This window comes from Blautia sp. HA8986 (assembly GCF_056504635.1).
In genome coordinates, this window is record NZ_JBWLUQ010000003.1 from 378462 (window position 1) to 405382 (window position 26921).

Genomic DNA, 26921 nt, shown 5'->3' on the forward strand with positions numbered 1-26921 from the left:
GAAAGTGATGAAAGATAGCAGACATATTGTATCAAGGAGTATCAGCATGATACTGATCGCTGTTTTGCTCATTGCTGCGATCTATCCGGTTTTGTGGCTGATCTTGTGTACTTTTAAAACCCAGACAGAGTTTACGATGAATTCCGCATTTTCGCTGCCCAAGTCCTTTAATTTTGAAAATTATATAAAAGCATGGAATACCGGAAATATGGGAACATCCTTTGTAAACAGTATCATCTGTACAGCAGGTTCCATGCTGCTGATTGTGATCACGGCAGTGCCGTTATCCTTTGCTCTGGCAAAAATGAAATGGAAACACAGATCAAACATCAATGGTTACATCCTTATTGGAATGATGGTTCCGATACAGGTAGCGCTGATCCCTTTATTTACGATCTATAATAAGATTGGATTTACTAACAGCAGAATTGGTCTGATCCTGATCTACACGGCATATTCCCTGCCGCTTTCGGTTACACTTCTGACAGGATTCTTTGAATCTGTGCCAAATGAAATGATAGAAGCGGCGGTTATTGACGGATGCAGTATTTATCAGGTTGTAGGAAAAATCGTATTTCCGCTTATGACAAATTCCATTATGACAGTTCTTACCTTACAGTTTATGTCTTCCTGGAATGACCTGATCTTTTCCCAGACCATGATCTCGAAAACAGAAATGCAGACCATTCCCACAGCGCTGATCATGTTCAACGGTTCTTACGGACAGGTTGACTGGGGGCCTTTGTTTGCGGCAATGGCTATTGCAGTGGTTCCGACATTGGTACTGTATATGTTCCTGAGCAAATTTATGATCCGAGGTCTCACTGCGGGTGCGATCAAAGGATAAATCATACTTTTAGAACGTACAGGAGTAAAAAGCTATGAAAAGCTTTTTGCTCCTGTTTTGGTATAAAAAGAAAATAGGGCAGCAGTGGGGTCTGTTATCTGGGAGAGGTGTAGTGTATAATAGGGAAAGATGCGTTTGAGAAGATTTGTTTTATGAAAAAATAAAGGATGGGATACAGAATGGACTTTCGAATACTGAGATATTTTCTGGCTGTTGCCAGGGAGCAGAGTTTTACAAAAGCAGCAGAGCAGCTGCATATCACACAGCCTACCCTTTCCAGACAGCTGGCAGCTCTGGAGGAGGAACTGGGAGTGAAGCTTCTGGTGCGGTCCGGAAGAAATATCACATTAACAGATCAGGGAATCTTTTTTAAGAGGCGGGCCCAGGAGCTTCTTGATCTGGAAGAACGTAAAGAGAAGAGCTGAAAGGTGAAGATGAGCTTATGGAAGGTACGGTCACAGTAGGCTGCGGAGAGTTTACGGCAGTGGAGGTACTGGCAGAATTCTGCAGGCAGTACAGGGAAAAATATCCGCTGGTTCAGATCGCCATCCATACAGCAACTGCGGATATCACCTATGAAATGATGAACAAAGGTCTTGTGGATGTTGGACTGTTTATGGAACCGGTAAATACGGAAGGACTGGAATATATCCGGATCACAGACAGTGATCACTGGGTAGTAGGACTGCGGCCGGATGATCCTCTTGTGAAAAAGGATTTCATAGAAAAAGAGGATCTTATTGACAAGCCGCTGATCCTGCCGGAGCGTACAGGGGCCAGGAGTCTCCTTGCAACTGGTTCGGAAAGGATTTCCACAGGCTTCATGTGGCATACACCAGTAATCTGGGAACCAATGCGGGGATCCTGGCATCCAAGGGTGCCGGTTATCCGGTTTCCCTGGAAGGGGCAGGACGGTACTGGCGGGAGGATCTTCTTATCCAGAAAAGACTGTATCCGGAGATCACTTCCAATACGGTGGTAGCCTGGAGAAGAAACATCCCCAATTCCCCTGTGGTGAATAAATTTATTGAAGAGATCAAGGCGTTTGATGGATGGAAGAACTGAGAGGGAATCCGTTGGATTTACAGAAAAATGGTTTCATGGTATCATAGTTTCAGAAAGAAAAGGATACTGTGAAGCCATTTTTTTAAGAGGGAGAGAAGCTGAATGGGAAGTTATCTGAATCCGGGCGGTGGAATGTTTAAAGTCTGTCTGCGGTCAAAAATCTATGTGGATAAAAGCGGGCTGATCGCAAAAACAAATGAAGTACTGGGAACAGAGCAGCGTTTTGTCTGCGTGAGCAGACCGAGACGATTTGGAAAATCCATGGCTGCCAATATGCTGGCTGCATATTATGGCAGAGGGGAAGATAGTGCAGAACTGTTTTCTGCTCTCAGAATCCATACAGACAAAAGCTTCCGGGAACATCTGAATCAATATGATGTGATCCGGATCAATATGCAGGAATTTTTAAGCGCTGCACCGGATATGGATGAGATGCTGAAGCTTCTTCAGAAGCGTATTCTCAGAGAGTTGAAGATGCAGTATCCGGATTATATCGACAGTGATTATCTGGTCTTTGCCATGCAGGATGTTTTTGCATATACCAGACATCCTTTTGTCATTCTGATCGATGAATGGGATTGTATATTCCGTGAATTTAAACAGAATATGGAAGCACAGAAAAAATATCTGGATTTTCTGCGTGTATGGCTGAAAGATCAGGAATATGTGGCATTAGCTTATATGACCGGAATCCTTCCGGTAAAAAAATATGGTTCCCATTCTGCATTAAATATGTTTATGGAATATTCCATGATCAATCCAAGAGAAATGGCAGAGTTTTTTGGATTTACAGAAGAGGAAGTAAAGGAACTTTGCAGCCGGTATAAACGGAATTTTCAGGAGGCACAGGCATGGTATGATGGCTATGAGCTGGTTGCTATAGAAGAGGGAAGAAAGAAGACATATTCCATGTACAGCCCGAAATCTGTGGTGGATGCCATGTTAAGTGGAATTTTTGATAATTACTGGAATCAGACAGAAACCTATGAAGCACTGAAAATTTATATCCGTATGAATTATGATGGCCTGAAAGATGCAGTGATAAGAATGCTGGCAGGCGATAAGGTGCAGATCAATACAGGTACTTTTTCCAACGATATGACAACATTTCAGGGAAAGGATGATGTACTGACACTTCTGGTACATTTGGGCTACTTAAACTATCACTGGCCGGACAAAACTGTGGCGATTCCAAATAAAGAGGTGTCGCAGGAGTATGATATAAGCAACTAAATATATTGTGAAAAGGTATTAAATGTGTTTAAATATACTTATGGAGGTATATTGTGAACACATCAAATATCACAAATTATAAACCAAAAGATTTTGCTGGATTATTAGGTGTTTCTGTAAAAACGCTTCAGAGATGGGACAGAGAGGGAATCTTAAAAGCAAACCGAACTCCAACAGACAGGCGTTATTACACATATGACCAGTATCTTCAATTTAAAGGTATAAATATAGAACATGATAAACGAAAAGTTGTTATTTATGCAAGAGTATCTACCAAAAACCAAAGGGATGATCTTCAAGATCAGACAGCATTTCTGCGTCAGTTCTGTAATGCCAGAGGAATGATCGTAGACCAGTGCATTGAAGACTATGGAAGCGGACTTGATTATAACCGCAAGAAATGGAATGGATTACTGGACGAAGTCATGGAGCAGAAGGTCAAAACCATAGTGATCACGCATAAAGACAGATTTATCCGTTTTGGATACGACTGGTTTGAAAGATTCTGCATGAAATTCCACACAACGATACTGGTGGTGAACAATGAAGAACTGTCACCACAGGAAGAACTTGTACAGGATATTATTTCCATCCTTCATGTGTTTTCCTGTAGATTATATGGACTTCGTAAGTATAAAAAACAGATAGAAAAGGATGAGGAGATTGCTGAAGAGCTTCAAGACAGAGATCGATCCTACAGAAGAGCAGAAGATCAAAATACATAAGACAATCGGCACATGCAGATATATTTATAATTTCTACCTGTTTCATAATAAAGAACGTTATGATGCCGGTGAAAGATTTATGAGCGGCAAGTCGTTCAGTGTATGGCTGAACAATGAATACCTTCCAAGGCATCCGGAATATTTCTGGATCAGAGAAGTCAGTTCCAAATCGGTAAAGAATGCAATCGAAAATGCCTGTACCGCTTTTTCAAGATTTTTTCATCATCAGAGTAGTTTCCCGAGATATAAGAAAAAAGGAAGATCTGATGTAAAAATGTATTTTGTAAAGAATAATCCCAAAGACTGTCTCTGTGAACGTCACAGGATCAAGATCCCAACACTTGGCTGGGTAAGGCTGAAAGAAAAAGGTTACATTCCGACCTCTAAGGATGGATATGTGATCCGAAGCGGGGCAGTTTCCGTGAAAGCAGGCAGATATTATGTGTCTGCACTTGTCGATATACCTGCTCCGGAAGCAGCTGGAAATTTCACTGATGGGATCGGAATTGATCTGGGGCTGAAAGACTTTGCAGTTGTGTCAAATGAAACTGTATACAGAAATATCAATAAAACAGTACGGATCAGAAAACTTGAGAAACAATTAAGACGGGCACAGCGAAAGCTTTCCCGTAAATATGAGAACTTAAAGAAAGGAGAGTCCACTCAAAGAGCAAATATATGCAAACAAAAGCTTAAAGTACAGAAACTTCATCATCGGATAGAAAATATCCGTACAGATCATATCAACAAGGTAATATCTGAGATAGTGAAAACCAAGCCGTCTCATATAACGATTGAGGATCTGAACATATCCGGGATGATGAAGAACCGGCATCTCTCAAAAGCAGTTGCGTCCCAGAAATTCTATGAATTCCGGACAAAATTGAAAACAAAATGTGCTGAATATGGAATCGAACTGAGGGTAGTTGACCGATGGTATCCATCTTCCAGGATCTGCCACTGCTGCAGCTGTATTAAAAAAGATCTGAAACTTTCAGACAGGATCTACAGATGCACATGTGGATATATTGAGGACAGAGATCTCAATGCAGCACTGAATCTGAGAGATGCAGAGACTTACGAAGTTGCATGATTCCGCAAACGTAAGTATGTACCGAAGGCTATTTCGGGAATTAACGACTGTGGAGTGTACTTAGGATCTGTGAGTAGAGATAACTCCGGTTACTCAAAAGCATACACAAAGAAACAGTAAGCGGTATTCGTGAGAATCCGCATTATCTCGATGTGAGTATGTTTAATCACATTTTGAGTGGCAGTATATAAATGCCATCAGCACCATGGACTGGAAAGAAGTCATACAGTCGGTAGAGTCTTCCAGAAAACTCCTGGAAGCATTGTGGAATCTGGATGGGGAAGCAGTTGCAAAAGGAATTGATCAGGCACACAGAGAAATTTCGGTTCTTCAGTACAACGATGAAAATTCTTTGAGCTGCACCATTAATCTGGCATTTTATTTTGCCAGAGAGTACTATACAGTTATCCGGGAACTGCCAACCGGAAAAGGCTTTGCAGATATCTGTTTTATCCCAAGAAAGTTATACGCTGACAAACCGGCAGCAGTCATTGAACTGAAATGGGACAAAGATGCCCATGGAGCCATATCACAGATTAAAGAAAAGCAATATGTAGATGCACTGAAAGACTATCATGGAAATCTCCTGCTTGCAGGAATCAATTATGATAAAAAAATAAAGCAACATACCTGTGTGATCGAGAGGTATCATAAACAATAAAATAGATGCAAGTGCAGAAAAAGAGTCCCCTGAATACGGAATCCTATCCGTGTTCAGGGGATTTTTTACAGTGCAAAATTATATTATAAACATAAAGATTTATACAATGAACATGTACGGATAAAATATACGATGCTATTGTATAGACAGTAACTGAGATTACAGAAACAGAGCAAAATACAGAGAAAGAAGAATGCCTATGGAGAGCATAGAGGTTAAATAAAATGATCATAGCACTGGGAATATTGTCAGTTGGAATAAAAAGCTGTAAAATAGACTGGACGGTCATAAAAATTCTGTATTTTGTATTGAAAGGGAAAAGCAGCACATGGGAAAATTAATCATTCTCAGAGGAAACTCAGGAAGTGGAAAAACAACCGTAGCGAAGACATTACAGAAAAAGCTAGGACGTAATACAATGCTGATATCACAGGATGAGGTCAGAAGAAATATGCTGTGGGTTGATGATGGCATAGATACAAAGGCTTTGCCGCTTATGGCAGAACTTTTACGATACGGAAGGGAACACAGTGAATTTTCTATCCTGGAAGGGATCATGTATGATGAATGGTATCGTTCGTTGTTTGAACTGGCAAATGAATTATATGGTTCAAATGTATACGCATATTATTTTGATCTGTCGTTTGAAGAAACCGTGAGACGGCATAATACAAGAAACAGAGAATTTGGTGAAAAAGATATGCGCAGATGGTGGAGAGAAAAAGATTTTTCTTCAGCTCTCAGGGAACAGGCTATTACCTGCGAAATGGATACAGACAGTATTGTTGAAAAAATATACTCGGATTTGAACGCAGATCGCAAAGCGATTGCGTTCATGAGCATATAAAGTAAATGTAATACAAACATGTTCAGACTGGCAACATAATTGCAATTATGCTGCCTTTTTTGCTGCTTTCTAGTACTTTTACCTGTCCGTTATGCTGTCTGACAATTTCACTGACAAGTGCAAGCCCCAGGCCGGCACCTCCCATAGCGCGGCTTCTTGATTTGTCCACACGGAAAAACGGGGTGAAGATTTTTTCCTGATATTCGGGAGGAATGCCGATTCCGGTATCGGAGACTTCAAGAAAGACATAATTGACAGACGTGGATGTATCTGTTATTTCTTCGGAAAGATGGATATTTACGGTTACTTTTCCACCGGAGTGATTGTATTTGATCGCATTTTCCACAAGATTGTACACAGCACGATACAGCAGCAGGTAACTTCCGGTAATAATGCAGTCTCCCTCCTTCTGGATCAGTTCAACATCCTTCTGTTCCGCTACAGAAGCCAGGTCGCAGAAAACCTCATCAGTCAGTGCTGCCAGAGAGATCCTTTCGGAACGTTCAACAGTCTGTACGCCGGTCATATCCAGGAGGATTTCAGCCAGATGGGAAAGTCGCCCGGTCTGTTCCTGGAGCATGGAAAAAATCTCCTGATAATCTTGTAAAGCAGGTGCTTCCCTGCGGGCAAAAACCTCCAGATTTGTCTGGATAACGGCAAGAGGAGTCCTCAGCTCATGGGCTGCATTGGCAGAAAACTGCTTCTGGGCAGTAAAGGCCTCATCCAGGCGTGCGAGCATTTTGTTAAATGAAATTGTCAGGCGGGAAATCTCGTCATTGGTAGCAGGAACTTCAAGAGCCTCTGAAAGGTTCTGGACCTCTATTTTGTTCACCTCCTGGCTGAGTCTGCGCAGGGGAAGTAATGCCTGACGGCTGATAAAATAAGTGCAGATACTGCTGAGAAGGATGATGATCCCTGTTACCATGAGGCCTTTGGTGAGAAACAGTTTTTTGGTTAACTGCAGCTGATCGGAAAGCTCCGGAAATAAGACGGAGGGATTCATATTAAAGGTGATGGGAGCAGAATCTGTGTTATCGATCCGTATCATGTAATCTCCCAGATCCTCCATTCCGGCAACTGCAGACTGGCTGATAAAAAAATACATCAGAATGCAGGTGACTGTCATAAGCAGCGCGGTGATCAGTGTCAGACGCCATTGAAGAGAAAGCTTTCTAGTTATTTTTTTCATTGCATATCCTCCGTTAAAATGTAACCCTGGCCGATCTTATTCTGTATCGGATCAAAGCCGAGAGCAGTGCGCAGCTTTTTTCGAAGAGAAGAAATGTGGACACGAATGGAATTGCTGAGACTGTTGACGCTTCCGTCCCAGATATGCTCGATCATTTCTTCCGGACTTATGATACGGTTCTGATGAAGAAGGAAATATTCCAGAAGAGAACTTTCCTTTCGGGTCAGAGAAAGGGGGAGTCCATCGATACTGGTCTTTCTTGTACGGGTATCAAAGCTGATACGTCCGCATTGCAGACACACATCCTGCTGGATGAATTTTCTTCGTGTCAGACTTCGGATCCGTGCCTCCAGCTCTTCAAAATGAAAAGGCTTTGTGAGATAGTCATTGGCACCGAGATCAAGCCCTTCAACCTTGTCCTGGATCTGTCCTCTGGCAGAGAGGATCAAAACGGGAGTGGAAGTATCGGATTCCCGAAACTGGCGCAGGATTTCCAGACCATCAACGCCTGGAAGATTCAGATCAAGAAGGATGAGATCATAATTTTCCACCAGACATAATTCCAGTCCTTCATCCCCGTCAAAACATGTGTCCGCTTCATAGCCATCCATGCGAAGTCCCTCCGCAATAGACTGGCAGAGCTGCTTTTCATCTTCAATTATCAATATATGCATAGTAAATCCTCCTAAAAAACAGTTGATTTTGCTTTGTTATCTATAATATCATGTATAGCATAAAATTCCTGTAAATTTTTTTGTTTCTTAACAGAGATTTTATACAGGGGATGATATAGTAAGGCTACAGAGAGCAAGATTTACATATAAAATATACGTCGGTTCCGGATATGGGCCGGTGATATCAGAAGGGAGAATATAAACAATGAAATTCAGAACACAGAAAATAACAGCACTTATGGCAGCAGCGGTATTAGGAATATCTGCATTAGGAAGTGTGCCGGTAACAGCGGCGGAAAGTACGGAAACAGCAGATCCCGGAGCGGCAATGATGATGGATGGAGAGGCAGTTTCATCAGATCTGGTAGCAGGTACATTTAAGCCTTCCGACGTAACCTGCAAGGCACAGGATTCTTATGAATATCCGTTTCTGGGACTGAAGCTTTCACTTTCGAAGGAGCTGTTAAAGCAGATCAAGGACCAGAGCATTGCAATGCTTACCACGGAAGATTTTGAGAATCAGACCAATGCAGTGACATATGCCTATGTAAGCTGGAGCAAAATGACAGAGGAACAGAAAAATGCCGAAATACAGAAGATGGGAACAGGATATGACGACTGGGTGGCAGGTCTGGACAGAATCGGTACAATTGGCGTTTATGACGAAGCTTCACAGAAAAAGCTGGATGAGATCACCGGCTGTACAGAGCATAAAGAGCTTGGAAGCAGCAGTGACGGGAAATACAAATATTATCTGAGCACAAACAAAGATGCAGATGAAAAGCTGACAAAGGAACTGGAAAAGATCAAAACCGATATTACGGAAATGGCACCATATCAGAATATTTCCGTGTTTGACCAGCCACAGGATACCAGCAGCAACCCGGAGGATGTAAAATCTGTAGGAAAATTTGAAACAACAGGAATAGATGGAAAAACATATACAGAAAAAGTATTCAGTGACTATGACCTGACGTTGGTAAATGTTTTTACAACCTGGTGCTCACCATGTGTAAAAGAGATTCCGGAACTTCAGGAGCTCTATAAAGAAATGAAAGATAAAGGCGTCGGAGTAGCAGGCGTAGTGCTTGATACTACAGATGAAAAGGGAAATCAGGACGAGGAGGCTGTAAAGAAAGCAGGCATTCTTCAGGAAAAAACAAAAGCAGAATATCCGTTCCTGACACCGGATACCACTATGATGAACGGTCGTCTGCAGGGGATTTCCGCATTTCCTGAAACATTTTTTGTTGACAAAGATGGAAACATTGTAGGCGATACCTATACAGGAAGCCATACACTGGACGAATGGAAGGAAATTGTGGAAAAAGAGCTTAAAAACGTTTCTAAGTAAAACATGATCATTACGGAGAGTGGAAAAATGATTCGAAAAATAACAGAATCCAGGTGGATCGGACCAGCTCTGGCGTTTTTGGGGATTTTACTGATGATACTGGGAATCTGCAGGGGCGAGGTATCTGTAGTTTTTACAAAAGCGATCAACATCTGTATGGAGTGTATAGGCATTGGATAATAAGAAGATGAAAATAAATGAATGGCCGCGGCATGGGATCCAGGCATTGTGGGCGGCCCTTACAAATAGTCACATATCAGGGTTTATAACTGGCAAGATCTACACCGGAAAACTGAAAAATGTATGTGTTCCGGGGCTGAACTGCTATTCCTGCCCCGGGGCAAGAGGGGCCTGCCCCATTGGGTCTCTTCAGGCTGTGATCGGAAGCTGGAACTTCAAAATGGCATATTATGTAGCTGGATTTCTGATCTTTGTGGGAGCGTTGCTTGGAAGACTGGTGTGTGGATTTCTCTGCCCCTTTGGACTGATCCAGGATCTGTTGAACAAGATTCCTTTTCCAAAGAAGATTCGGACATTTCGGGGAGATAAGCTTCTGCGAAAACTGAAATATGTGATCTTTCTTGTATTTGTGATCATACTTCCTATGTTTGTAGTAGATATCATGGGGCAAGGAGCACCGTATTTCTGCAAGCTGATCTGCCCGGCAGGAACGCTGGAGGGAGGTATCCCTCTGGTGCTGCTGAACAAATCCATGCGAAGTGCAGTAGGCTGGCTGTACATGTGGAAAAATACAATCCTGGTGATCACCATTATCTTATCAATTATGATATACCGGCCATTCTGTAAGTATATCTGCCCGTTGGGAGCTTTTTATTCGGTATTTAATAAAGTTTCCGTTTTTCGTTACAGAGTAGATAAAGAAAAATGTGTTCACTGCGGAAAATGCAGAAATATCTGCCAGATGGAGGTCGATCCGACGGAAAATCCAAACAGTACAGAATGCATCCGATGTGGAAGATGTAAAAAGATATGTCCGACACAGGCGATCCGGTGTGGGTTTGCAGGCAAAAATCAGACCTGATTTACGTTAATTGACGAAAAATAGAATTTTCCTTATAACATTCAGTATCTGATGAATAGTACGGAAAACTGAAATGATTCAGAAAATTAGACTCAGTTCACTTTAAAAGTGAAAAAAATAATTTGATAATTTCTTGACAAGTACTAATAAATATGTTAATATTCAATCATCAAATTAATAAAGTCTTCGGTGACTGACGGAGTTGTGGGATAACCACGAGGGAGCCGGAGATTCGATGAGTCGACCGTCTGGGCAGTATTTGAAAAAATTCAGATACTGCTCTTTTTTATGGGATAAAAGATGCAGACGGTTGCAGCGGAGAAAGGAGAACATTATGGGATTTAAAAGTGACATCGAGATTGCACAGGAGTGCACAATGGAGCCAATTACCAAGATTGCAGAGAAAGCAGGTATTGATGACAAATATCTGGAGCAGTATGGTAAATACAAAGCAAAGATCGACTATAATCTCCTGAAAGAAACAGACAAAAAAGACGGCAAACTGATTCTTGTGACAGCTATCAACCCGACACCGGCCGGGGAAGGAAAAACAACTACAACGGTAGGTCTTGCAGATGGAATGCAGAGACTTGGAAAAAATGTTATGGTAGCTCTTCGTGAGCCATCCCTTGGACCGGTATTCGGTGTCAAAGGTGGTGCGGCAGGCGGCGGCTATGCACAGGTAGTTCCGATGGAGGATATCAACCTTCATTTTACCGGTGATTTTCATGCAATCGGTGCGGCAAACAACCTTCTTGCAGCAATGATCGACAACCATATCTTCCAGGGTAATGAGCTGAATATCGACCCGAGAAAGATCACATGGAGACGTTGCGTGGATATGAACGACCGTCAGCTTCGTAATGTAGTAGACGGACTTGGCGGAAGAACAAACGGTATGCCGCGTGAAGACGGATATGACATCACTGTAGCATCTGAGATCATGGCAGTTCTCTGTCTGGCAAGTGATATCAAAGATCTGAAAGAGAGACTTTCCAGAATCATCATCGGATACACTTATGGCAAGGTTGCTGAGCAGAAACCAGTAACAGCAGGAGACCTTCACGCAGAGGGTGCTATGACAGCACTTTTGAAGGACGCTCTGAAACCAAACCTTGTTCAGACACTGGAGCATGTTCCGGCGATCGTTCACGGCGGACCATTCGCAAACATCGCTCACGGATGTAACTCCGTAACTGCTACAAAGATGGCTATGAAGCTTGCTGATTATGCGATCACAGAGGCTGGCTTCGGTGCAGACCTTGGAGCAGAGAAATTCCTGGATATCAAGTGCCGTATGGCAGGGCTTACACCAAGTGCAGTTGTTATCGTAGCAACCGTACGTGCCCTGAAATACAACGGTGGCGTTGCAAAGGCTGACCTGAACAATGAAAACCTTGAGGCTCTTGAAAAAGGTATCCCGAACCTTCTGAAGCATGTAAGCAATATCAAAAATGTATACAAGCTTCCATGTGTGGTAGCTATTAACGCATTCCCGACCGATACCAAGGCAGAGCTTGATTTTGTGGAAGCAAAATGCAAGGAGCTTGGCGTAAACGTAGCACTTTCCGAGGTATGGGCAAAAGGTGGCGAAGGCGGAATCAAGCTCGCTGAGGAAGTAATCCGTCTTGTTGAAGAGCCGAATGACTTCACATATGCTTATGAACTGGAAGGCTCCATCGAGGATAAGCTGAACCAGATTGTACAGAAGGTTTACGGTGGAAAGAAAGTGGTTCTTACAGCAAATGCCCAGAAGCAGGCGAAACAGCTGGAGGCACTTGGATTTGGCAACTGCCCGATCTGTGTAGCTAAGACCCAGTACAGCTTAACAGATGACCAGACAAAGCTTGGTGCTCCGACAGATTTCGAGGTAACAGTAAGAAATCTTAAGATTTCCGCAGGTGCAGGCTTTATTGTTGCACTGACAGGTGAGATCATGACCATGCCAGGACTCCCGAAAGTACCGGCAGCAACTAAGATCGACGTAGACGAGAGCGGTAAGATCACAGGACTGTTCTAATATAAAGATTTTTTGAGGGGAATTCAGATAGAAAGCGGTAGAGCCTGCAAAAATAGAGGTTCTGCCGCTTTTTCTTATACTATTATAATATTGTTTATATTTATTTTACTAGTCTGAAAATTCCATGTATGATATACTTAGAAAAAAGCAGGAGAGTGATTAATTGAAATTTGAGTGGGATCAGGAAAAGAATCTGATCAATCAGAAAAAACATAAGATATCATTCGAAACTGCAGCATATGTATTTCAAGATAAGAATTACATAGAAATGTATGATTTTGAGCACAGTACAGAAGAAGACAGATATATTGCTATAGGATGTGTTGGTGAAGTTTTATTTGTGGTGTTTACCGAAAGAAAAGAAAACATTCGATTGATCTCAGCTAGGTTGGCAACGGAATCAGAGAGGAGGCTCTATTATGATCAAAACATTTACTATTAATAAAGGGCAGAAGCCGACAAAAGAGCAAATACAGGAAGTTATGAATGCAAAAAAATCACCAATTGTACCAGATGAAGATGCACCAGAATTGTCACCAGCAATGTATAAAGCTTTTAAAAGCAGTGTGATACAGCGAAATCGAAAGAAAAACGCATAAAATGGAAAAAACTCCTCCGGCAGTAAAACCGGAGGAGTTTTTTTGCATAAAAAGAGAAAAAAATCTATAATCGAACACATTTTCTGATATAATAAGAAAAGAAAAAATTTCCGGAGGTGTGTCCATGGATAAAAAAGAAGAACATATCTATATAGCTATTGATCTGAAATCATTCTATGCTTCCGTGGAATGTCAGTAGCGGGGCTTAACGGCTATGAAGATGTAATCCGGGAAATGGCCAGACTTACCGATGACTGGGTACAGTTATCCGAAGATAAAAAACGGGAATTGGATGAAAAACTGCAGGAGCTGATATTGGAAAAAGCAGGTCAGGTAAGAAAATTCTATATGTATAAGCGAAAAGTGTTTTTTTAAGATGATACAGAAATTTAATTAGAAAAAATTGTAGAGATAAATGAAAGTGGGGGAAAATATGGTATACACATGCAAATATAAATCACTAATCGGAGATATTTTGCTTGCCGCAGATGAAATTGGACTTACCGGCCTATGGTTTGAAGGACAGAAATATTTTGCAAATACACTTCAGGAAGATTATGTTCCACAGAAAACGAAAATTCTCACAGAAGCAAAAAAATGGCTGGATGTATATTTCTCCGGTGAAGAACCGAAATTTACTCCGCCACTTCATCCCACTGGTTCAGTATTCAGACAGGAAGTGTGGAAGATTTTATTACAGATCCCTTACGGACAGACGATCACATATGGAGAAATTGCGCGCAGAATGGCAGTGATGAAAAATACTTCTCATATGTCGGCCCAGGCAGTAGGCGGTGCGGTTGGTCATAATGAAATTTCCATTATCATTCCCTGCCATCGGGTCGTAGGAACAAATGGAAGTCTGACAGGATACGCCGGAGGAATTGATAAAAAAATTTCACTTCTTAAGCTGGAACATACAGATATGAGCCGTTTATTTGTTCCAAAGAAAGGAACTGCACTGTAAAACTACGGCTGAGAGGACGGTCTGGTGCAGACATCCAAGAAAAGACAGATATTTTATTTATGAAAGCATGCTATGAAAATTGCCAGCAGGATTGCGGAGGAAAGATCATGGGAAAAATACTGGATGAGGATCTGATTTACGAGATACTGTCCGTAGTAGAAGAAATACCGGAAGGAAAAGTGGCCTCCTACGGACAGATCGCACGTCTGATTGGCCGGGATAAAAATTCACGTCTTGTAGGAAAAGTCTTAGGTATGGCAGAATTTTATGGGAAGTATCCCTGCCACAGAGTTGTGAACCATGCAGGGCGTACTGCACCAGGCTGGAGAGAGCAGAAAATCCTGCTGGAAGACGAAGGCATAGAATTTAAAACCAATGGATGTGTGGATATGAAACATTACCAGTGGGAGGACTAGAGGTTTATGAATTGTAAAGATATGATGCAGATCCCGGAACTTACAGAGGTTCTGAAGCTGAAAGCAGGAGAAAACGGTTTGCAGAAGTCTGTCCGGTGGATTTATTTTGCGGACTGTCTGCAATGTGTAAAAAGCGAATATAAGATCGAAAATTACATCCACGGAGACGAATTTGTAGTTCTGACAAATCCAAGTGTCACAGATGACAGCAAGAAACTGATGGCATTGATCCATCAGATGTATGAATACAGAATCACAGCATTGGGCATCAATGAAGGACAAATTTCCGAAGAATTGATAGAGTATTGTGAGGAAAAAAATCTTCCATTGTTTGAACTGTCGGAAAAGTATCCGCTGATCGACCTCTCACAGATCATCTGCCGGAAACTCGTGCTGGAAGAGAACGACAGAAACGCCGCAGAGCAGCTGTTTTCCTCTATTCTGGATGCAGAACATTTAAGCAGGGAGCGTGTGATGGCACAGGCCAGATATCTGAACATTGATCTGGAAGGAAGTTTTTTTGTGGCGGAGTTTGCCTTTGCTTCGGAAAATGGAGAAAGCGGATGGGAAAACGATGATTCTCTGGCAGCTGGGCGGAATGTAAAGAGTATGATCCGTGCGGAATTTTCCAGATACATAAAGCAGGATATTCTGATTCTTCCACAGGCAGGTTCCATCCTTGCGCTGATCCCGGACAAAGATGCAGAGGAAAGCCATATAAAAGAGATTTTTGTCAGGATCGTGGACCGGGCACAGCGGGAATATAGGATCAATCTTATGATCGGTGTAGGAAACAGCAGGGCATATCTGGATGAAGTGAAAAATAGCAGAAATGAAGCTTCTGCGGCACTTCGGGCGGCAGAAGTTTCCGGCTTGAAAGGGCAGATATTTTTTTACAGGGATCAGGGGATTTATACACTGATCTCGCACGTGGATGATTCCAGAATCTTGGATGCTTATGTGGATGAAAAGATTGGAAAGTTGTTGCAGGCAGATGAATTGAATGATGGAAACTTACACGAAACTCTGGAGAATTATCTGAATTGCAGTTGCAATGCCAAAAAGACGGCAGAGGCGATGTTTCTTCACCGTAATACCCTTAATTACCGGCTGAAAAAAATCAGGGAGATCCTAAGCTGTGATCTTGAAAATCTGGATACCTGTCTGGAAATGAAGATGGCATTTATGATCAGCCGATATAGAAATCGGGAATAACAGGCAGAGGCAGCAGAAGAGAAGTTGGAATTTTAAATTGTGCACTGTGCACAAAAAACATGCAACACAAGGCCTATTGATTTCATACCGGAAAATGCTATAATCTACCTAAATCAAAAAACAAGACAACATAGCAGATAAACGACAAAGGCGTCGGATGATAATACATCCGGCGTCTGTTTTTTTGATTCCGAAGAGAACTCCGAGAGGAGTCCGGCAGGCAGAAAAACCGTGACCAGATAAAGGAGGAGAAGTATTATGACAACAACAGAATTAGCAACCGCATTACCGGAGATCGTAACCGCACAGGTTCCAGGACCGAAATCAAAAGAACTTCTTGAAAGAAGAGATGGGGCAATCCCGAAAGCACTTTGCGGAAAAACATATCCGATCTGTATCAAGCAGGGATCTGGAGCTATGTTTGAAGATATGGACGGAAATAAATTCCTCGACTGGGTTGGCGGTGTGGGAGTCCTGAATATCGGATATTCCCATCCGGAAGTCATTGAAGCAGTAAAAAAACAGACGGAAAAATATTTTCATACCATTTTCAATGTATATGTACACGATGGCTATGTAACACTGGCAGAGAGACTGAACGAGATTATGCCATGTAAAGGTGACAAGAAAAAAACATACTTCGCAAACTCCGGTGCAGAGTGCGATGAGAACGCGATCAAGATCGCAAAAGCATTCACAAAAAGAAGCGGTGTGATCTGCTTCACAGGCGCTTTCCACGGAAGAACAAACCTGACCATGGCACTGACAGCAAAAAAAGCCTATGCAGTAGGCATGGGACCTTTCCCGGCAGGAATCTTTCGTGCACCATATCCATATGTATACCGTGCACCAAAAGGATATACAGAGGAAGAGGCAATTCAGTATTACATTGATGAGCTTCAGAGAATCTTTGACGAGGGCGCACCTGCAAGTGAGATCGCCTGCATGATCGTTGAGCCGTTTCAGGGCGAAGGTGGATTTATCCCGGCACCGATCGAGTGGGTTAAAGCAGTCCGCAAGATCTGCGATGACAACGGAATCCTGATGATCGCAGATGAGGTTCAGTGTGGTAACTGCAGAACAGGTAAATATTATGCATCTGAGTACTGGGCAGAAGCAGGCGCAGCACCGGATATTATCACAACTGCGAAATCCCTTGGCGCAGGACTTCCGATCTCCGCGATCACAGCAAGAGCCGAGATCATGGATGCGGCACCTGCAGGAACTATCGGAGGAACCTTCTGTGGAAACCCGGTATCCTGTGCAGCAGCACTGGCTGTTATGGATATCATGAAACGTGATGATTATGCAGGAAAGGCAAGACATATCGGTGAGACCGTCATGAAACGCTACAAAGAGCTTCATGAGAAATATCCGGTGATCGGTGATGTACGAGGCCTTGGCGCAATGATCGGTATCGAGCTTGTAAAAGACAAAGAAACAAAAGAGCCAGCAACAGAACTTACTGCCAAGCTGATCCAAAATGCGATCCAGAAAGGTCTCCTTCTTGAGAACTGCGGAACAGCAGGCAATGTGGTACGTTTCCTTGCACCACTTACCATGACGGATGAGCAGATGGAGAAAGGACTTGAGATCTTTGAAGCTTCTCTGAAAGAGGCATTGGAAGCATAGAGTAATAGAAAGTTACTTTATGACAGAAAAGTAAAACATGCTTGACAAACCATAAATTCCTTATATAATTATCAATAGTAATTAACAAAGATAATTATATAAGGAGTTTTTTTATGACAAATGAAAAGATCAAGCGGATGTTTGATGCATTTTATCAGGCAAAGCGGATCCGGGATATGCTTCCGCCACTGCCCCAGGGGGTGATGCCATCCTACATACAGTATCTGGATGTGATCCATTCTCTGCAGCGGGAAAAAAAGGATATCCGGCTCTCTGATATCAGTGATGCCATGAACCTTCCGCGTCCGGGTGTCACCAGAACAGTGAAAGAAATGGAGGCAAAGGGATATCTTCAGAAGCTCATGTCTCCGGATGACGGGCGCGTTACTTACATCTCTATAACAGAAAAAGGAGAGAATCTTTCCAGAAAGTATGACCAGGATTATTTCAGCAGTCTGGCACCCTATCTTTCAGAGATTTCCGAAGAAGAAGCAGACAGTATGATCCGGACCATCGGGAAATTTTATCAGATTATGTGTGACAGGAGGGAACATTATGACAAGTGATAAGGCAGATTTTACCCAGGGAAATATTCTGAAGAAGCTGGTTGCATTTATGATGCCGGTACTCGGTGCGCTGATCCTGCAGGCTGCCTATGGTGCGGTCGATCTTCTTGTAGTTGGAAGATTCGGTTCCACATCCGGACTGTCAGCGGTTTCCACCGGAAGTCAGGTACTGAATCTGGTTACCTTTGTAGTGATTCAGTTTGCTATGGGTATCACAGTTCTGATCGCACGTTATCTTGGAGAAAAAAGACCGGAGCAGATCGGATCCGTTATCGGTGGGGCTGCGATCGTCTTTACCATGATATCGATCGTGTTGTTTATTGTTATGGTAGGCTTTGCACATCCGATCTCCGTGCTGATGCAGGCACCGGAAGAAGCGGTAGCGCTGACTGCATCTTATGTACGGATCTGTGGAAGCGGAATTTTCTTTATTGTTGCATATAACCTGCTGTCTGCTATTTTCCGTGGCCTTGGTGACAGTAAATCTCCGCTGCTGTTTGTGCTGGTGGCATGTATTGTAAATGTGATCGGAGACCTGGTACTGGTAGCCGGCTTACATATGGATGCAGCAGGTGCAGCTATTGCTACGGTTTCTGCTCAGGCCTTAAGTGTTGTATTTGCAGTAGTTCTGCTGATAAAGAAGAAGCTTCCGTTTACCATTACAAAAAAAGATTTCCGGCTGAATCCTCAGTGCAGACGTTTTCTTAAGATCGGACTGCCGCTGGCACTTCAGGAATTCCTGACACAGATTTCATTTCTGGCCTTGTGTGCATTTGTCAACCGCCTGGGGCTGGAAGCATCCTCCGGTTACGGAGTTGCATGTAAGATCGTAAACTTTGCCATGCTGGTTCCAAGCTCTCTGATGCAGTCCATGGCTTCCTTTGTTTCACAGAACGTAGGAGCAGGAAAGCCGAAACGTGCGAGAAAATCCATGCTTACGGGAATTGGAGTCGGCCTGTTTGTGGGATGCCTGGTATTTATCCTGATCCTTCTGAAGGGGGATGTACTGGCAGGATTCTTCTCAACGGATGCAGGTGTTATCCAAAAGGGCTTTGATTATCTGAAGGGTTTTGCTCCGGAGACACTGGTAACGGCTGTTCTGTTCAGTATGATAGGCTATTTCAACGGAAACAACCAGACCATATGGGTTATGGTCCAGGGCCTGATCCAGACGCTTCTGGTACGACTTCCAATGGCGTACTTTATGAGTATCCAGCCGGATGCCAGCCTGACAAAGATCGGTCTTGCAGCACCGGTATCTACCACAGTGGGAATTATTCTGAACATCGGATTCTTTCTGTATTTTACCCGTGCAGAAAAAAGAAGTGCTCCGGAAGAATAACAGGATAAAATGATGTAAATGTCGGGGGAATATGATATAATCAGAATCACCCCGGCAAAGGCGATAGTACTAACCCTGGAATAGCAGCCGGGATCTTGACAGCTGTAAAGGAGGAGTACAGGATGATTTGTGGGATGACGTATTTTCAGATATGTCTGTATTTTTTGTTTTATTCTTTTGGAGGATGGGTCGTTGAAGTTATCTTCCATGCAGTAACTTTAGGAAAGGTTATAAACCGGGGATTTCTCAACGGTCCGGTATGCCCGGTGTACGGATTTGGTGTACTTTCCGTGTTTGCATTGCTCAATACGCTTCAGAGCGGCGGACATCAGATGAGTGAGGGAATGATCTTTCTGTTTGGGATCGTTCTTGCAACTGCGGTAGAGCTGGTTGCCGGATGGCTTCTGGATGTATGCTTCCATGCAAGATGGTGGGATTATTCCAATAAGCCACTGAATTTTCACGGCTATATCTGTCTTGAGTTTTCCCTGATATGGGGACTTGCCATTGTGATGGTTGTAAAGGTTTTTCAGAAGTATGTGGAGCGTCAGGCTTCTCATACACCTTCCACACTGGAATGGGTTGTTATGGCAATTCTGTATGCGGTGTATCTGGCAGATCTTATTGTAACAGTAGCGGTGATCCGCGGACTGAATAAGAAGCTTACCCGACTGGATAAGGTACGTGCAGATCTGCGGATCGTGAGCGATAAGCTCAGTGATACTCTGGCAACAACTACCATTGATACAGCACAGAAGGTGGGAGAGGGAAAGGTTCAGGTTGCTCTTGCCAAGGCAGAGCTCAGAGATGCGACTGTGGCTCAGAGAGAAAAATCTGCCGAAATGCTTCGGATGAAGAAAGCGGAGCTTCAGGCACAGTTTGATGAGCTGTCAAATTCTATCACAAACCATACCGTATTCGGCCAGGGAAGAATCATTAAGGCTTTCCCGGAGATGAAGCACAGAGATTATTTTGAACTGATTCAGGAGCTGAAGAAAAAACTCAGATAAGAAAAATAAAATGCGATAAAGAGGCGGCAGGAAATTTCCAACATTTCCTGCTGCCTCTTTTTGGAGTATCAGAGTTTCAGCTTATCGGATTCTTTTTTTTATCATTGGTCCGATGATCATGGCGATAATCATTTTTATGAGATCTGCCGGGATAAACGGAATTACACAGATTCCAAGAGCTGCTTTAAAAGTGGAATCTGCAACGATGCAGAACCATACAGTTCCGAAAAGATAGCATACAATTGTTCCTGCGATCATACCAACGAGCTGGATCAGAGGCTTATGGCAGTTGTCAATTACCAGTCCGGCAATAACAGCCATAACGATAAAGCCGATGATGTATCCGCCTGTAGGACCGGCTAGCTTTGCAGGGCCGCCGGTAAATCCGGAAAATACCGGAAGACCTACAAGGCCAAGCAGCAGATAGATCAGATAGCTGATGGTTCCTTTTTTCCATCCGAGAAGATAAAGGGACAGATAGATGGCAAGATTGGTAAATGAGATCGGAATCGGACCGATCGGAATGGACAGCGGCGCAAGAATACAGGTGACAGCTGCCATAAGAGCGGTCATGGTGATCTCGTAGGTTTTTGTACGTGGTGCAGAGACAGTATTTGTCTGGTTCATATTGAAAGAGCCTCCTTTGAAAAAGGTAATATATTTACTGGTTTGGGTAAGCAATGAAATGCTGTAAGTGTGTATGACAGGTCATATATCCATAAGGATGCTTACGCAGATTCAATCTCATAGGTGAATCCTGCATCCGTAATGGTTTTGAGAGTGTCTTCGATTCCCTGACCACCTTCTGTAAGATAACCGGAAGCAAAAATAGAGTCTACAACACTGAGCAGTTTTTTTTCTTCGCCTTTAAAATAAACTTCTCTTCCGGCAGCACATCGGATATCTGCTTTAGGTACAAGAAGTCTTGCCAGGCAGAGGACCTTCATACAGTATTCTGTTGTCAGCTGGGAAATATCTGCATTTCCGAGAGGAGTTCCCTTGATCGGAAGAAGAAAGTTGATCGGCAGTGCTTCCGGCTGGATCTCACGTAATTCCAGAAGCATGTCAACAACGTCTTCCTTACTTTCACCCATGCCAATGATACCGCCGCTGCAGATCTCGAAACCAAGTCCCTGAAGCATATGGATATTCCGGACACGCTGGTCAAAGGTATGTGTACTGCAGATATTATGATAAAAGGAACGGCTGCTGTTCAGGTTATGGTTGATCCGGTCAAGACCGGCTTCTTTGAGCATTTTTGCCTGGTGCTCTGTGAGAAAGCCTATGGAGCAGCAGAGATGAGTTCCGTGTTCTTTCATTTTGCGGATCCTGCGGGCCAGCTCCTCGATCTCTTTATCTGTAAATTTCATACCACTCAGTCCGATACAATGTCTGGATAAATGATAATCATTTACGAAATCATTGTCCTGATATAATTTGTCTTCATCTACCCATTTGTATTTATCAATATCGGCAGTGGAACGACATGACTGGGCACAGTAGGCACAATCCTGGGAACAGTTACCACTGCGGGCATTGGTAAGGATGTGGATGCTTACCCGGTTTCCCTTATATTTGTAACGTAAACTGCTGGCACGGTCGATCAGTGCCCCAAGTTCTTCGTCCGGAGTATCTAAAATTGCAATGGCTTCATCTCTGGAAAGCGATGGAGCTTCTTTTTCGCATGATGCAGTGTTCATGTCAATACCTTCCTTTTGAGTTTTTTGTACGGATATCACTTTATCACATAGAAATATTAATTGTCAACTATAAATACGGAATGAGTTTACAATTAAAAACTGTAGTATTAAGGTATTACTTAGCCTTATCGAAGCAGGGAATTTTCTTGATTCGGTTAAAATAATTCTCAAGAGAATATCATATCTTTATAAAATCTTAATACGGAAGCAGAGACTTTTATACTATCTTTGAAAGCAATTATATATAATAAAATGCGTTACGAAGATAGCACTGTTAAAAGTATTGATAAGGAGTTCTGATCATTTATGCCGGAAAAATCATATAAGAAAAAACATATGACATCTTTTCAGCTGATTATCATGGGGTTTGCAGGAGTGATCCTTTTGGGAACCGTTCTGCTGATGCTTCCATTTTCTTCTGCGGAGAAAGTGATCACACCATTTCATGAGGCACTTTTTACAGCCACTTCGGCGGTATGTGTTACAGGCCTTGTGGTAAAGGACACTGGAAGCTACTGGTCCCTGGCTGGCCAGACGATCATTCTTGCACTCATACAAACAGGTGGGCTTGGAGTAGTGACTGTGGCTGCGTCTGTTTCCCTTCTTTCCGGAAAGAAAATATCCCTCATGCAAAGAAGCACCATGCAGAATGCTATTTCAGCACCTAAAGTTGGAGGGATCGTCAGACTGACAAGGTTTATTTTAAAGGGAACATTTTTGATCGAAGCAGCGGGGGCGTTGCTGCTTCTGCCGGTTTTTCTGGTGGATTTTGGTAAAAAGGGAATCTGGATGTCAATTTTTCATTCAATCTCTGCTTTTTGTAATGCCGGCTTTGACATTCTGGGGACAGCTTCTAGTATCTTTCCATCGCTGACAGGGTATTCCGGAAATATACTTATAAATCTGGTAATTATGCTGTTGATCATTACAGGAGGAATCGGTTTTCTCACATGGGATGATATTTATACAAATAAACTGAACTTTAAACGCTACCGCATGCAAAGCAAGATCATTCTCATGACTACCGCATGTCTGATCTTATTTCCGGCAGTCTTTTTCTATATCTGTGACCTGACAAATTTACCCATGGGAAAACGCCTGTTAGCAGCAGCGTTTCAATCGGTAACGACAAGAACTGCCGGATTTAATACTATAAACATTTCAGAGATGAGTGAGGCATCAAAAGCAGTTATGATATTGTTAATGCTAATTGGTGGTTCACCGGGATCTACAGCAGGTGGAATGAAAACAACAACTTTTTCAGTACTTATTTTAAATGCAATTGCGACATTTCGAAGTCAGGAAAATGCAGGAGCTTTTGGGCGAAGACTTGAATATCATGTGATAAAAAATGCAGCGACAATCGCCATGTTATATTTTGCCTTGTTCTTTGGCGGCGGAATAGCGATCAGTGTGTACGAAGGCCTTCCACTTTTAGATTGTCTGTACGAAGCTGCTTCAGCTGTTGGTACGGTAGGTCTGACTCTGGGAATTACACCGGAACTTCATATTTTTTCACAAGTCGTGTTGATCATACTGATGTACTTGGGACGTGTAGGTGGTCTGACCCTGATCTATGCGGTATTTTCCGGAAGAAATAAGGGAAATGCAAAGCTTCCTCTGGAAAAAATCACAGTTGGATAAGAAGGAGAAAAATAATATTATGAAAAATGTATTGATTATTGGACTTGGAAGGTTTGGAATACATATTGCCATGCAGCTCAATCAGCTGGGACATGAAGTTATGGCAGTTGACTGGAAGGAAGAAAGAGTGGACAAAGTACTGTCGTTTGTGACGAATGCTCAGATTGGTGACAGTACCAATGCTGAATTTTTACAGTCCCTTGGAATTGGAAACTACGACATTTGTTTTGTGACCATTGGAGACAGCTTTCAAAATTCTCTTGAAACAACATCCCTTCTAAAAGAACTGGGCGCAAAATTGGTGATATCCAGAGCTGAACGTGATGTTCAGGAAAAATTTCTTTTACGCAATGGTGCCGATAAGGTAGTTTATCCGGAAAAGCAGGTGGCAAAATGGGCATCCATCCGTTATACAGATGATCATATCCTGGATTATATGGAGGTGGACGCTTCCCATGCAATTTTTGAAGTGGAAGTGCCGGAAGAATGGGTTGGAAAAACAGTGGGCGGACTTGACATCAGAAAACGCTACAATATTAATATCCTGGCAGTAAAAAATGAAGAGGAATTCAGTATTGCAATTTCTCCGGAAACGTATTTTGCAGAGAATGATAAATTACTGGTATTAGGAGAGTACAGAGCTCTTCAGAAGTGCTTCCGCATATAGCTCATTGCCATGAAGAAAAAATTTTGACCACAGAACAGCTGCGTGATATAATTCCAGAAAACAGTAGCAGAAGGAGAATGACAGAATGAGCTTGAAAATGGAGGATACAGTAAAAAACAGAACCTATCCGAAACGGCCATTTGCATGGTATGTGGAAAAACCGTCCGCAAAAGATTACTTGCTGACGGTTTTTATATTTGCAGTATGCACTTTGATTGGCCTGCTGTTTCAGAAACTGGATCTTACGGATACAAATATTGTAACGATATACATTCTGGGCGTATTGATAACTTCGATTGTGACAGATGGTTATCTTTGCAGTGTAGCCGGATCCTTTTTAAGTGTATTCTTATTTTGCTTTTTCCTGACGGAGCCAAGGATGTCTTTTGAGACATATGCGGTGGGATATCCGGTGACATTTTTCATAATGCTTATTTTGTCCGTACTTACAGGAACCCTTGCGGCAAAGCTGAAAATGCATGCAAAGCTGTCTTCACAGCTTGCCTTTCGTGCACAGGTTCTGTTTGATACGGATCGTTTGCTGCAAAAGGCAAAAAGTGAGACAGAAATCCTCGGAGTTACCTGTACACAGCTGATACGTCTGTTAAACCGCAGCATCACGGCATATGTTGTGGAAAATGGAACTTTATCAGAAGGAAAGCTTTTTTCCGGGGAAAAAGAAAGCACAGAGGATTTTCTGACACAGGAAGAACAACAGGCGGCCAGATGGACTTATGAAAACAGACAGCGTGCCGGCGCATCCACGCAGCATTTTTCGCAGGCAAAATGCTTATATCTGGCAATCCGAAGCGGAAATAATGTTTATGGCGTAATTGGGATCCCTCTGCAAAAAGAAACACTGGACTCCTTTGAATACAGCATCCTGCTGTCTGTAATAAATGAATGTGCACTTGCAATGGAGAATGTACAAAATGCCATAGAAAAAGAGAGAAATGCGGTTTTAGCAAAAAATGAGCAGCTGCGTGGCGATCTTCTTCGGGCGATCTCCCATGATCTGCGTACGCCGCTTTGTTCCATTTCAGGAAATGCAGATATGCTTCTCAGTAACAGTGACCGTCTGGATGAAGCTACAAGGTATCAGATATACACGGACATTCATGATGATTCAGAGTGGCTGATCGGAGTTGTGGAAAATCTGCTTTCAATCACCAGGATCAATGATGGAAGATTGAAGTTTAAATTTACGGATCAGCTTTTGGATGAGGTAATAGCAGAGTCACTCCGACATATCAGCCGGAAGCATGATGAGTATAAGATCGTGGCGGACTGTGAAGAACTTGTTCTTACACGTATGGACGTGCATCTTATTATACAGGTGTTGGTAAATTTGATCGATAATGCGATAAAATATACGCCGTCAGGCTCTGTCATCAGCATTCGGGGGGTTAAAAAAGCCGGGAAAGCGCAGATAAGCGTGGAAGATAACGGCCCCGGAATTCCGGATGAAATGAAGCAGCATATTTTTGAGATGTTTTATACAGGGAAAACGACCGTTGCAGACAGCCAACGAAGTCTGGGGCTTGGCCTGGCACTTTGCCGCTCTATCATAGAAGCTCACGATGGAACCCTGGTTCTTTCGGATCATGCTCCGCATGGATGTAATTTTACTTTTACTTTACCATTAAGCGAGGTGACATTAAATGAATAAGACATTAATTCTGGTGGTTGAGGATGACAGACCCATACGGAACCTGATCGTTACCACATTAAAAACACATGACTATAAATATCTGGCTGCAGAAAATGGGGCTTCAGCCATTTTGGAGGCTTCATCACACAATCCGGATATCGTTCTTCTGGATCTGGGTCTTCCTGATATGGAGGGAGTAGAGGTAATAAAGAAAATCCGTACCTGGTCGAATATGCCTATCATTGTGATCAGTGCCAGAAGTGAAGATATGGACAAAATAGAGGCACTGGATGCGGGTGCAGATGATTATATCACAAAACCATTTTCAGTAGAAGAATTACTTGCGCGTATCCGTGTCAGTCAAAGGCGGCTTGCCATAACGCAGGCAGGAAAACAGCCGGAAACATCTGTTTTTGAAAATGGAGAATTAAAGATAGATTACACGGCTGGCTGCACATTCCTGAAGGATAGAGAACTGCATCTGACGCCCATTGAGTATAAGCTGCTCTGCCTTTTATCCCGTAATATTGGAAAAGTATTGACACATACATATATTACTCAGCAGATATGGGGACGCTGCTCGGAAAACGATGTTGCTTCTCTTAGGGTCTTTATGGCAACACTGCGGAAAAAACTGGAGCCTGAAAAAAATGGTGTACAATATATCCAGACACACATTGGAATCGGATATCGCATGCTCAGAATCGAGAAACCTGAGCAGGAAATATAATTACATCAAACGAGTAGCAGGTGGGTGTAAAT

At 42.7% G+C, this 26921-nt stretch carries 29 protein-coding genes, 1 pseudogene and 1 riboswitch; of the genes and pseudogenes, 26 read left to right on the forward strand and 4 right to left on the reverse strand.

Features of this window, described 5'->3' with window-relative positions; translation table 11 throughout:
• The first annotated feature begins 7 nt into the window (after nucleotides 1–7).
• The 8 genes and pseudogenes from AC04Q4_RS16465 to AC04Q4_RS16500 all read left to right on the forward strand — a co-directional run bounded on the left by AC04Q4_RS16465 (nucleotide 8) and on the right by AC04Q4_RS16500 (nucleotide 6471).
• Complete coding sequence (locus AC04Q4_RS16465; RefSeq protein ID WP_243097118.1) at nucleotides 8–847, forward strand: carbohydrate ABC transporter permease; 840 nt, start codon at nucleotides 8–10, stop codon at nucleotides 845–847.
• A 179-nt stretch (nucleotides 848–1026) separates the two neighbouring features.
• Nucleotides 1027–1912, forward strand: a pseudogene (locus AC04Q4_RS16470) (LysR family transcriptional regulator).
• Complete coding sequence (locus AC04Q4_RS16475) at nucleotides 1893–2030, forward strand: hypothetical protein (protein WP_173738238.1); 138 nt, start codon at nucleotides 1893–1895, stop codon at nucleotides 2028–2030. The pseudogene AC04Q4_RS16470 and the gene AC04Q4_RS16475 overlap by 20 nt, the downstream one beginning before the upstream one ends.
• Nucleotides 2015–3145, forward strand: a complete 1131-nt coding sequence (locus AC04Q4_RS16480; RefSeq protein ID WP_476389311.1) for an AAA family ATPase — start codon at nucleotides 2015–2017, stop codon at nucleotides 3143–3145. Before AC04Q4_RS16475 ends, AC04Q4_RS16480 begins: the two co-directional genes overlap by 16 nt.
• Nucleotides 3146–3213: 68 nt before the next feature.
• Entirely contained in the window at nucleotides 3214–3870 is a 657-nt protein-coding gene (locus tag AC04Q4_RS16485) for an IS607 family transposase (protein WP_195456325.1), read from the forward strand.
• Nucleotides 3800–4963: an RNA-guided endonuclease TnpB family protein gene (locus AC04Q4_RS16490; RefSeq protein WP_476389312.1), complete on the forward strand. Its 1164-nt coding sequence runs from the start codon at nucleotides 3800–3802 to the stop codon at nucleotides 4961–4963. Before AC04Q4_RS16485 ends, AC04Q4_RS16490 begins: the two co-directional genes overlap by 71 nt.
• 205 nt (nucleotides 4964–5168) lie before the next feature.
• Complete coding sequence (locus AC04Q4_RS16495) at nucleotides 5169–5624, forward strand: PD-(D/E)XK nuclease domain-containing protein (protein WP_243097121.1); 456 nt, start codon at nucleotides 5169–5171, stop codon at nucleotides 5622–5624.
• 328 nt (nucleotides 5625–5952) lie between these two features.
• Nucleotides 5953–6471 (forward strand): AAA family ATPase, encoded by a 519-nt coding sequence (locus AC04Q4_RS16500; protein ID WP_195455422.1) that lies wholly within the window; start codon nucleotides 5953–5955, stop codon nucleotides 6469–6471.
• Nucleotides 6472–6493: 22 nt separating this feature from the next.
• Here AC04Q4_RS16500 and AC04Q4_RS16505 read toward each other — a convergent pair whose 3' ends face one another.
• Complete coding sequence (locus AC04Q4_RS16505) at nucleotides 6494–7660, reverse strand: ATP-binding protein (protein ID WP_476389313.1); 1167 nt, start codon at nucleotides 7658–7660, stop codon at nucleotides 6494–6496.
• Entirely contained in the window at nucleotides 7657–8334 is a 678-nt protein-coding gene (locus AC04Q4_RS16510; protein WP_476389314.1) for a response regulator, read from the reverse strand. The genes AC04Q4_RS16505 and AC04Q4_RS16510 overlap by 4 nt, the downstream gene beginning before the upstream one ends.
• A gap of 205 nt (nucleotides 8335–8539) precedes the next feature.
• Here AC04Q4_RS16510 and AC04Q4_RS16515 point away from each other — a divergent pair, with 205 nt between their 5' ends.
• From AC04Q4_RS16515 to AC04Q4_RS16580, 14 genes are all read left to right on the forward strand, one after another.
• A complete protein-coding gene (locus tag AC04Q4_RS16515) occupies nucleotides 8540–9688 on the forward strand; it encodes a redoxin domain-containing protein (RefSeq protein ID WP_476389315.1) in 1149 nt (382 codons plus the stop codon).
• Nucleotides 9689–9715: 27 nt separating this feature from the next.
• Nucleotides 9716–9868 carry a CD1871A family CXXC motif-containing protein gene (locus AC04Q4_RS16520; RefSeq protein ID WP_118512802.1) on the forward strand — a complete coding sequence of 51 codons (153 nt, stop codon included), beginning with the start codon at nucleotides 9716–9718 and terminating at the stop codon, nucleotides 9866–9868.
• A gap of 7 nt (nucleotides 9869–9875) precedes the next feature.
• Nucleotides 9876–10730, forward strand: a complete 855-nt coding sequence (locus AC04Q4_RS16525) for a 4Fe-4S binding protein (RefSeq protein ID WP_476389316.1) — start codon at nucleotides 9876–9878, stop codon at nucleotides 10728–10730.
• Between the two features lie 179 nt (nucleotides 10731–10909).
• Nucleotides 10910–10991, forward strand: a riboswitch (ZMP/ZTP riboswitch).
• Between the two features lie 73 nt (nucleotides 10992–11064).
• Complete coding sequence (locus tag AC04Q4_RS16530) at nucleotides 11065–12750, forward strand: formate--tetrahydrofolate ligase (protein ID WP_092068491.1); 1686 nt, start codon at nucleotides 11065–11067, stop codon at nucleotides 12748–12750.
• A 163-nt stretch (nucleotides 12751–12913) separates the two neighbouring features.
• Nucleotides 12914–13192, forward strand: a complete 279-nt coding sequence (locus AC04Q4_RS16535) for a BrnT family toxin (RefSeq protein WP_476389317.1) — start codon at nucleotides 12914–12916, stop codon at nucleotides 13190–13192.
• Nucleotides 13170–13349, forward strand: a complete 180-nt coding sequence (locus tag AC04Q4_RS16540; RefSeq protein WP_118512798.1) for a hypothetical protein — start codon at nucleotides 13170–13172, stop codon at nucleotides 13347–13349. The genes AC04Q4_RS16535 and AC04Q4_RS16540 overlap by 23 nt, the downstream gene beginning before the upstream one ends.
• Before the next feature lie 189 nt (nucleotides 13350–13538).
• Nucleotides 13539–13724 (forward strand): hypothetical protein, encoded by a 186-nt coding sequence (locus AC04Q4_RS16545; protein ID WP_173739037.1) that lies wholly within the window; start codon nucleotides 13539–13541, stop codon nucleotides 13722–13724.
• Between the two features lie 58 nt (nucleotides 13725–13782).
• A complete protein-coding gene (locus AC04Q4_RS16550) occupies nucleotides 13783–14316 on the forward strand; it encodes a methylated-DNA--[protein]-cysteine S-methyltransferase (protein WP_476389318.1) in 534 nt (177 codons plus the stop codon).
• A gap of 107 nt (nucleotides 14317–14423) precedes the next feature.
• Nucleotides 14424–14732 (forward strand): MGMT family protein, encoded by a 309-nt coding sequence (locus AC04Q4_RS16555; RefSeq protein ID WP_178774645.1) that lies wholly within the window; start codon nucleotides 14424–14426, stop codon nucleotides 14730–14732.
• A 6-nt stretch (nucleotides 14733–14738) separates the two neighbouring features.
• Nucleotides 14739–15947: a helix-turn-helix domain-containing protein gene (locus AC04Q4_RS16560; protein ID WP_476389319.1), complete on the forward strand. Its 1209-nt coding sequence runs from the start codon at nucleotides 14739–14741 to the stop codon at nucleotides 15945–15947.
• A 258-nt stretch (nucleotides 15948–16205) separates the two neighbouring features.
• A complete protein-coding gene (locus AC04Q4_RS16565; RefSeq protein ID WP_476389320.1) occupies nucleotides 16206–17579 on the forward strand; it encodes an aminotransferase class III-fold pyridoxal phosphate-dependent enzyme in 1374 nt (457 codons plus the stop codon).
• Between the two features lie 113 nt (nucleotides 17580–17692).
• Nucleotides 17693–18145, forward strand: a complete 453-nt coding sequence (locus AC04Q4_RS16570; protein ID WP_118063950.1) for a MarR family winged helix-turn-helix transcriptional regulator — start codon at nucleotides 17693–17695, stop codon at nucleotides 18143–18145.
• Nucleotides 18135–19487: an MATE family efflux transporter gene (locus AC04Q4_RS16575; RefSeq protein WP_173739031.1), complete on the forward strand. Its 1353-nt coding sequence runs from the start codon at nucleotides 18135–18137 to the stop codon at nucleotides 19485–19487. Before AC04Q4_RS16570 ends, AC04Q4_RS16575 begins: the two co-directional genes overlap by 11 nt.
• Before the next feature lie 122 nt (nucleotides 19488–19609).
• The gene (locus AC04Q4_RS16580) at nucleotides 19610–20497 is read left to right on the forward strand and encodes a putative ABC transporter permease (RefSeq protein ID WP_173753680.1); all 888 of its coding nucleotides are present in this window, start codon (nucleotides 19610–19612) and stop codon (nucleotides 20495–20497) included.
• A gap of 81 nt (nucleotides 20498–20578) precedes the next feature.
• Here the strand turns inward: AC04Q4_RS16580 and AC04Q4_RS16585 are convergent, their stop codons facing one another.
• Both AC04Q4_RS16585 and bioB read right to left on the reverse strand, forming a co-directional pair.
• Nucleotides 20579–21124, reverse strand: a complete 546-nt coding sequence (locus AC04Q4_RS16585; RefSeq protein ID WP_476389321.1) for an ECF transporter S component — start codon at nucleotides 21122–21124, stop codon at nucleotides 20579–20581.
• A 101-nt stretch (nucleotides 21125–21225) separates the two neighbouring features.
• Nucleotides 21226–22197 (reverse strand): biotin synthase BioB, encoded by a 972-nt coding sequence (gene bioB, locus AC04Q4_RS16590; RefSeq protein WP_476389322.1) that lies wholly within the window; start codon nucleotides 22195–22197, stop codon nucleotides 21226–21228.
• A gap of 306 nt (nucleotides 22198–22503) precedes the next feature.
• On the opposite strand from bioB, the gene AC04Q4_RS16595 reads away from it, so the two are divergent.
• From AC04Q4_RS16595 to AC04Q4_RS16610, 4 genes are all read left to right on the forward strand, one after another.
• On the forward strand, nucleotides 22504–23841 hold the full coding sequence (locus tag AC04Q4_RS16595; RefSeq protein WP_476389323.1) for a potassium transporter TrkG: 1338 nt from the start codon (nucleotides 22504–22506) through the stop codon (nucleotides 23839–23841).
• 19 nt (nucleotides 23842–23860) lie between these two features.
• Entirely contained in the window at nucleotides 23861–24508 is a 648-nt protein-coding gene (locus AC04Q4_RS16600; protein ID WP_118063961.1) for a potassium channel family protein, read from the forward strand.
• A gap of 85 nt (nucleotides 24509–24593) precedes the next feature.
• The gene (locus AC04Q4_RS16605; RefSeq protein ID WP_476389324.1) at nucleotides 24594–26177 is read left to right on the forward strand and encodes an ATP-binding protein; all 1584 of its coding nucleotides are present in this window, start codon (nucleotides 24594–24596) and stop codon (nucleotides 26175–26177) included.
• Nucleotides 26170–26889: a response regulator gene (locus tag AC04Q4_RS16610; RefSeq protein WP_476389325.1), complete on the forward strand. Its 720-nt coding sequence runs from the start codon at nucleotides 26170–26172 to the stop codon at nucleotides 26887–26889. Before AC04Q4_RS16605 ends, AC04Q4_RS16610 begins: the two co-directional genes overlap by 8 nt.
• Nucleotides 26890–26921: the final 32 nt, after the last annotated feature.

Bases quoted from the DNA above. Each gene is read 5' to 3' on its own strand.
- AC04Q4_RS16465 (WP_243097118.1), top strand. From the start codon at position 8: ATGAAAGATAGCAGACATATTGTATCAAGGAGTATCAGCATGATACTG.
- AC04Q4_RS16480 (WP_476389311.1), top strand. From the start codon at position 2,015: ATGGGAAGTTATCTGAATCCGGGCGGTGGAATGTTTAAAGTCTGTCTG.
- AC04Q4_RS16490 (WP_476389312.1), top strand. From the start codon at position 3,800: ATGAGGAGATTGCTGAAGAGCTTCAAGACAGAGATCGATCCTACAGAA.
- AC04Q4_RS16495 (WP_243097121.1), top strand. From the start codon at position 5,169: ATGGACTGGAAAGAAGTCATACAGTCGGTAGAGTCTTCCAGAAAACTC.
- AC04Q4_RS16500 (WP_195455422.1), top strand. From the start codon at position 5,953: ATGGGAAAATTAATCATTCTCAGAGGAAACTCAGGAAGTGGAAAAACA.
- AC04Q4_RS16505 (WP_476389313.1), bottom strand. From the start codon at position 7,660: ATGAAAAAAATAACTAGAAAGCTTTCTCTTCAATGGCGTCTGACACTG.
- AC04Q4_RS16510 (WP_476389314.1), bottom strand. From the start codon at position 8,334: ATGCATATATTGATAATTGAAGATGAAAAGCAGCTCTGCCAGTCTATT.
- AC04Q4_RS16515 (WP_476389315.1), top strand. From the start codon at position 8,540: ATGAAATTCAGAACACAGAAAATAACAGCACTTATGGCAGCAGCGGTA.
- AC04Q4_RS16520 (WP_118512802.1), top strand. From the start codon at position 9,716: ATGATTCGAAAAATAACAGAATCCAGGTGGATCGGACCAGCTCTGGCG.
- AC04Q4_RS16525 (WP_476389316.1), top strand. From the start codon at position 9,876: ATGAAAATAAATGAATGGCCGCGGCATGGGATCCAGGCATTGTGGGCG.
- AC04Q4_RS16530 (WP_092068491.1), top strand. From the start codon at position 11,065: ATGGGATTTAAAAGTGACATCGAGATTGCACAGGAGTGCACAATGGAG.
- AC04Q4_RS16540 (WP_118512798.1), top strand. From the start codon at position 13,170: ATGATCAAAACATTTACTATTAATAAAGGGCAGAAGCCGACAAAAGAG.
- AC04Q4_RS16545 (WP_173739037.1), top strand. From the start codon at position 13,539: ATGTCAGTAGCGGGGCTTAACGGCTATGAAGATGTAATCCGGGAAATG.
- AC04Q4_RS16550 (WP_476389318.1), top strand. From the start codon at position 13,783: ATGGTATACACATGCAAATATAAATCACTAATCGGAGATATTTTGCTT.
- AC04Q4_RS16555 (WP_178774645.1), top strand. From the start codon at position 14,424: ATGGGAAAAATACTGGATGAGGATCTGATTTACGAGATACTGTCCGTA.
- AC04Q4_RS16560 (WP_476389319.1), top strand. From the start codon at position 14,739: ATGAATTGTAAAGATATGATGCAGATCCCGGAACTTACAGAGGTTCTG.
- AC04Q4_RS16565 (WP_476389320.1), top strand. From the start codon at position 16,206: ATGACAACAACAGAATTAGCAACCGCATTACCGGAGATCGTAACCGCA.
- AC04Q4_RS16570 (WP_118063950.1), top strand. From the start codon at position 17,693: ATGACAAATGAAAAGATCAAGCGGATGTTTGATGCATTTTATCAGGCA.
- AC04Q4_RS16575 (WP_173739031.1), top strand. From the start codon at position 18,135: ATGACAAGTGATAAGGCAGATTTTACCCAGGGAAATATTCTGAAGAAG.
- AC04Q4_RS16580 (WP_173753680.1), top strand. From the start codon at position 19,610: ATGATTTGTGGGATGACGTATTTTCAGATATGTCTGTATTTTTTGTTT.
- AC04Q4_RS16585 (WP_476389321.1), bottom strand. From the start codon at position 21,124: ATGAACCAGACAAATACTGTCTCTGCACCACGTACAAAAACCTACGAG.
- bioB (WP_476389322.1), bottom strand. From the start codon at position 22,197: ATGAACACTGCATCATGCGAAAAAGAAGCTCCATCGCTTTCCAGAGAT.
- AC04Q4_RS16595 (WP_476389323.1), top strand. From the start codon at position 22,504: ATGCCGGAAAAATCATATAAGAAAAAACATATGACATCTTTTCAGCTG.
- AC04Q4_RS16600 (WP_118063961.1), top strand. From the start codon at position 23,861: ATGAAAAATGTATTGATTATTGGACTTGGAAGGTTTGGAATACATATT.
- AC04Q4_RS16605 (WP_476389324.1), top strand. From the start codon at position 24,594: ATGAGCTTGAAAATGGAGGATACAGTAAAAAACAGAACCTATCCGAAA.
- AC04Q4_RS16610 (WP_476389325.1), top strand. From the start codon at position 26,170: ATGAATAAGACATTAATTCTGGTGGTTGAGGATGACAGACCCATACGG.